We start from the raw sequence: 5,643 nt of genomic DNA on the forward strand, positions 1-5,643 counted from the left end.
AAGAATTTAGCTCAAATCTAATCTGACGGAGGCACCAGAAAAATGGGTAACTGTCAGATCAGGTCTGAGCTAGTACACGCTTACCAAACGCTTTGGCAACCAACAACGAGTCAGTAACAGGAGTGCCATTCGGGACTGTAATTAGCCGATGAAAGTCCAATGCCGCGTCTACTCGATAAGTCATGGTAAAGCTCCTATAGAGAATGAGCCTGCTAGCACAGAGATACCGCCCCAAGAGAAAACGACATCTCTCAGGCTCATTCTCTATAGGCTCTTGGTTATGAACGCCTGCTAGTGCGTAGTGAATGGCAGAAACGAAAAAGCCCCGGCAAATGCCGAGGCTAGAACGTAAAAAAGCCGCTTCAGTGAGCGGCTTTCATATGGATTTATCCCATCGTCAGGAGCAGAATAAACCTCTTTTTTTGAAACGTCAACAATTCAATCACTTAATGCCACACCAATATCAGTCAAAAAATGAATCACCGCGACTTAAGGAAACCTCTATAAACGACCGTAGTGCAATTCTCTATGGCAATTAGGGCAAAGAGCTATTGCATTATCAACAGTATCATCACCATCTTTCGATAGTGGAATTTTATGGTGTACTTCTAAGTAAGGACTACCATCTGACTTTCGGTTAAATGGAGCTGGATTCTTACACTTTTCACAACAACCATGAGCTCTGTCGAGAACCTCGGCTACTACGTCAGGATTTCTGTCATAAACTATGGCTGATAGGACTATTTTTTTTGGTTTGGATTGAGCATTTTTCAAACGCTTACGACGATCTTCGGCAGAATCATTTGAAGATTTTATGACCTTTTCTCTAAACGCCTCATCAACATCTTCAAATGTAATCTCTAATGGAACAGCAAGAAATTCATCACCGCGAGACATCAGTTTTCTCTGTTCTACGTATGGGTCAAAACCATCCGCTACTACCTCGCCATTCTTATTTCTACGGGTTTTAGTTTTGAAGACTAGTAAATCATAACCTTCATTTATCACCTTGTTGATATGTTTAATTGAGTGGCTATAGCCATGCCAATCAGGACTCAATATTAAGTAAGGGTCATCATTAGATGAATTCAAACTAAAGAGAATTTGCTTAGTTTCGTCATTACAATACGAATATTTCCCCTGTGTACCGTTGAATGACAACCCCATAACCCTGTTGACGAAACTAGTTCTAGATTCCTTCTTCGCAACCACTTCATCACCTCATTTTATATACAAATATAGCCTTCTAGAAAGAAGCCTGAATTGCGGACTTGCCTCTTCCGCTGTGTAGGAGGAAATGTAACCAGCAATAGTCTGATTTACAACAACATTACGTCACATTACTGAAAACACGATCTTGGGATTATCTTGGTGCGACTACATTCTATTTTGTCGAGCTTGAGCTTTCTTCTGATTATCCACGATCCACTTAAACACATCGTGCTTATTGGTCGGGCTGTAGTAACTGAGGTGTGGAACGGCTGCAACGAATGTCGGATTACCATCAATCTCACAGTGGAACCCGCGGCAATTCCATTTCCCATGTGATGCTGGTTGAGGAGGCAGTTCATCCCCTTTCAAAAATAAGGTCTTCAGAAACTCATAGGCAGAAACCTTATTGATGCCATAAGTAAGGATTAAACTTGGCTGGACAATTTTCAAAATGGCCTCATGGACTGGCCAACATAGTCCCGCTAGGCCAAAGCACAGTTCGGCAGAACTACGAGATGTTTTGAATATGATATTGGATGCACAGACAGTCTTAGGATCAGCGCCGATTCCTTCTAATAGCGCTATAACCCGCTTCTGAAGTGGCGCACCACCCTTAGGGTAATTCGACTGACCATTTGTCCAACTTTCATCATAGTATGAGTTTTCGTGTCGCCTAAGCATGCGCTCAAGATGAGTTCTAATGGTATACGGAGATTTTGTTTCTGGATGCTCTTGACCGCTACCACCAGGATTCAATCCCAAGAGGTAAATGTCGCCTTTCTTGAGGGTTTCATGTGAGCTGTAAACAACTTCGCCGATATCATCCAAAATGTGCTTAAGGACGTTTTCAGCAAAGCTAGGCAGTTGTTCCTTTTCAACCATGGGGGATCTAGTCCTTAATCAAAGGTTGTTTTGCATCTTCCAATGTGTAGGAGGAAATGTAGCTCGTAACTACCTGACTAACAATCCATTTTCGTCATATGTCCAAAATCACGATCTTGGGATTATCTTGGTCACTGACCATCGAATTAAGCAGCGTCTATCAGTAGGTTCAACTCTGGCGTGCGCAATATCGGATCAAGTTCTTCGGGTGCCGAGTTAAACCAGAAGTCAACATCGTTTGGGCTCACTAGCAACGGCATTCTTGAATGGTATTGGGCAGCTTGTTCTGTTGGGGAGGTAGTTAACGTGACTAACTGCTGGCCGCGTTCTGATGGAAACAAAATGCCAGCCATTAATATCGGTTCACCACCTGGCAAACCAAAAGCGTATTTTTGCTTGCGCCCTTCTTCCTGCGCCATTCATACCCCCCCGAGCAAGGAACGAGAACGCGGTGATGTTTGAAGGCAGAAGCGAAGGTTTTCTTTTCTCGGACGGTTTCTGCTTTGGCGTTGATAAGCAGCTGCTTCGACCATTCGGGTTTAATCCCCCAAACGCTATCAATCTGAGATAGGCCAATAGACGTCATGCCAACCGTTGAAACCATTTGTGTCGGCAGCAGGTCGCGGTTGGTCACCGTTTGAAAGGATATCCCTAACTGATCCATCACCCAGCCACACAAAGGATCGTTGATAACGTTTAGTCGGCCACACATAGTCTATTTACTCAATCCAAAGCATCAGAAATCACTCCTAAATGCTTTGTTAGGTTCTTACAGCTTACCTTTCAGTGGATGGTCTCTCTGCCACCCGGCTACAGACCTGGAATCAACAAAACAAACCAATAAATCAGCAATACTGCGGGAGGAAACTCAATGAATTAGCGAAGTTGCTACACTACGTGAGTTAGAGGGCGTTCAGAATTCTGTGTCAGCTAATTAGGGCTAAATATCTAAGAGCTCGTCTAGGCGCCCTTCAAAGTGAATTACCAATTGCGACAATGTCATATTCCAATTCTGAATGGGCATTGTCCATTTCTTAGAGGCGTTCAATATCCCAGCGTACAGAAGCTTAAGCAAGCTGTTTTCGTTCGGGAAACCACCCTTCGTTTTAGTCAACTTACGGAATTGACGGTGTACCGCCTCAATGGCATTCGTTGTGTAGATGGCCTTACGTACGTATTCTGGGTACTTGAAGTAAACGGATAGATTTAGCCACTTATTTCGCCAGGAGCGTAGCACGATTGGGTACTGGTGACCCCATTTCGATTCTAAGTGTTCCAGCGCCATCTCCGCAGCCTCTTTGCTTACGGCGCGGTAGATTGGTTTTAGATCTGCCATGAACTCCTTCTGGTGCTTCGAGGCTACATATTTCATTGAGTTACGCAGCTGGTGAATGATGCACTGCTGAACTTCTGTATCTGGATAAATCGTGGAAATGGCTTCAGGAAAGCCAGTTAAGCCATCCACGCATGCAATTAGGATATCTTTAACGCCTCGGTTATGTAGATCGGTCAGCACTGAAAGCCAATAGTTAGCCCCTTCAGACTCAGACAGGTAAAGACCCAGCAGTTCCTTTTTGCCGTCAATGTTCAACCCTAAAATGGTGTATATCGCTTTGCTAACGTAGCGACCTTCTTCTTTGATTTTATAGTGGATTGCGTCGAGCAAGACAAAAGGATAAATACCATCCAGAGGCCGTTGCTGCCATTCCTTTAGCTGAGGTATCAAACTGTCGGTAATGCTGGATATCGTGGCTTCAGAAACATCTACGCCATACATATCTTCGACATGCCCCCGAATATCGCGGTAGCTCATGCCCAGTGAGAACATGGATAAAATCTTACGGTCAATTTCGTCGGTCAGTTTAGTCTGGTTCTTCTTAACTAATTGAGGCTCAAATGAACCACTGCGATCACGCGGCGTATCGAGTTCGAATGTACCGACAGATGACTTAACGGTTTTCTTGGTGGAGCCATTCTTACGGTTAGGCTGGTCGTCACTTTCCAGATGTTGTTCCAGCTCTGCTTTTAAGGCAGCTTCGGTGATCTGCTTGATGAGAGGGGTTAAGAAACCATCTTTGCCTGTTAAATCTTGTCCAGACTGAAGTGCTTTAATGGCTTGTTCTAAGTCGAAGTTGGTTGTCATGTATCATTCCTGTTTTATACATAATACTGAAATGACACAGATTTCTAAACACTACCGTGAGTTAACCTCACACCATAGCCCGTCATTACCTGAAGCAATTGACCGGGAATCAACGCGGCAAACTAACAGATCAGCAACACTCCTTGATGTCACCTCACATACAAGTACATTTGCAACACTTCTTGAACTCACTTCGTTAACTAACGCCATTACACTCTTCCTTAATAATTTCACTTACCAAAGCACAATTTCCTGTGCGCATCTAATACCTCAATCAGACGATGCATTAGTGGTCGGTTGAATGGATTTGATAGGCCTTTTGTTTAATTGACTGGAATGGCCCGTATTTCATCATCACTTGCAGCCTTGCGTTGGTAATCCTCCCATTTTTAACCGTAGTTAAAAGTAGAGATTAAGCAGCCATCAAAGGTGGCTTTCCTCCATTGGCTTTGTGTGGCCGTTCATGATTATAGAACCATAGCCATTTAGTGGCGTAGTCCTGAACTTCTTCAAGCGTATCAAATAAATGTTTACTGACCCAACTGTATCTCATCGTTCGGTTATGTCGTTCGATGTAGGCATTTTGCTGAGGCTTGCCAGGTTGAATGTAATCAATTCGGATCCCATGCTTTTTCGCCCATTCTGTAAATTCGTGACTGATGAACTCTGGCCCATTGTCACAACGGATCGCCTTCGGTGTTGTTCGCCATTCAAGGAGTTGGTTGAGCGTCCGAATTACCCGCACCGCGGGTAGCGAGACCCCGGCTTCTATCGCAAGACCTTCTCGTTTAAAGTCATCAATGACATTAAATAACCGATAGCTTCGACCATCTGCTAACTGGTCATGCATAAAATCTATCGACCAAACTTGGTTCGGTTTAGTTGGCTCTTTCAGCGGCTCTGGTGCGTTTCGTTTTAATCTTCTGCGGGGCTTTATCCGCAGATTTAACGCCAAATCGCAGTAAATTCGATATACACGCTTGTGATTCCAACCAAAACCTTTGACGTTGCGGAGGTAATGAAAGCACTGCCAAAAGCCCCAATCGGTTTCTTTCTCGGTTAACTCAACAAGTAAATCCGCGATCTGCGCATTTTCATCATCGTTAACAGGTTGATATCGGTAACAGGTTTCACTGATAAAAAATGCAGCGCAAGCCAAGCGAATAGTCACTTGGCGATTGGCAACCGCATGTTGCGCCATCGCTTTACGTTGCGACGGCTTTACCACTTTTTTGCCATTGCTTCCTGAATGATTTCGGCCTTTAAACGCTCTTCGGCATACATTTTTTTAAGACGAGCATTTTCAGCTTCAAGCTCTCTTAGTCGGGCCTGTAATAGCCCCCAATTAAAACGGACACTCATTAGTTAAGCGATAGGCTTAGACCTATCTTTAAGGAGTGTCTATG

6 protein-coding genes and 1 pseudogene are annotated in these 5,643 nt (G+C 44.0%); all 7 read right to left on the reverse strand.

Annotated features, from left to right (window positions below):
- Nucleotides 1-58: 58 nt before the first annotated feature.
- The gene (locus PY479_RS17330; RefSeq protein WP_275484513.1) at nt 59-184 is read right to left on the reverse strand and encodes a hypothetical protein; all 126 of its coding nucleotides are present in this window, start codon (nt 182-184) and stop codon (nt 59-61) included.
- A gap of 317 nt (nt 185-501) precedes the next feature.
- Entirely contained in the window at nt 502-1,212 is a 711-nt protein-coding gene (locus PY479_RS17335; RefSeq protein ID WP_275484514.1) for an HNH endonuclease, read from the reverse strand.
- A gap of 165 nt (nt 1,213-1,377) precedes the next feature.
- Nucleotides 1,378-2,094 carry a hypothetical protein gene (locus tag PY479_RS17340; protein WP_275484515.1) on the reverse strand — a complete coding sequence of 239 codons (717 nt, stop codon included), beginning with the start codon at nt 2,092-2,094 and terminating at the stop codon, nt 1,378-1,380.
- Between the two features lie 146 nt (nt 2,095-2,240).
- Complete coding sequence (locus PY479_RS17345) at nt 2,241-2,513, reverse strand: SOS response-associated peptidase family protein (RefSeq protein ID WP_275484516.1); 273 nt, start codon at nt 2,511-2,513, stop codon at nt 2,241-2,243.
- Nucleotides 2,447-2,806, reverse strand: a complete 360-nt coding sequence (locus PY479_RS17350) for an SOS response-associated peptidase family protein (protein WP_343377256.1) — start codon at nt 2,804-2,806, stop codon at nt 2,447-2,449. The genes PY479_RS17345 and PY479_RS17350 overlap by 67 nt, the downstream gene beginning before the upstream one ends.
- A 228-nt stretch (nt 2,807-3,034) precedes the next feature.
- Nucleotides 3,035-4,237, reverse strand: coding sequence for an IS256 family transposase (locus PY479_RS17355; RefSeq protein WP_275484517.1), 1,203 nt, complete (start codon nt 4,235-4,237; stop codon nt 3,035-3,037).
- A 412-nt stretch (nt 4,238-4,649) separates the two neighbouring features.
- A pseudogene (locus PY479_RS17360) lies at nt 4,650-5,566 on the reverse strand (IS3 family transposase); the annotation flags it as partial.
- Nucleotides 5,567-5,643 lie beyond the last annotated feature (77 nt).

Origin of the sequence: Shewanella sp. A32, from assembly GCF_029167175.1 — a bacterium.
GTDB lineage: Bacteria > Pseudomonadota > Gammaproteobacteria > Enterobacterales > Shewanellaceae > Shewanella > Shewanella yunxiaonensis.

Bases quoted from the DNA above. Each gene is read 5' to 3' on its own strand.
- PY479_RS17330 (WP_275484513.1), bottom strand. From the start codon at position 184: ATGACTTATCGAGTAGACGCGGCATTGGACTTTCATCGGCTAATTACA.
- PY479_RS17340 (WP_275484515.1), bottom strand. From the start codon at position 2,094: ATGGTTGAAAAGGAACAACTGCCTAGCTTTGCTGAAAACGTCCTTAAG.
- PY479_RS17350 (WP_343377256.1), bottom strand. From the start codon at position 2,806: ATGTGTGGCCGACTAAACGTTATCAACGATCCTTTGTGTGGCTGGGTG.
- PY479_RS17345 (WP_275484516.1), bottom strand. From the start codon at position 2,513: ATGGCGCAGGAAGAAGGGCGCAAGCAAAAATACGCTTTTGGTTTGCCA.
- PY479_RS17355 (WP_275484517.1), bottom strand. From the start codon at position 4,237: ATGACAACCAACTTCGACTTAGAACAAGCCATTAAAGCACTTCAGTCT.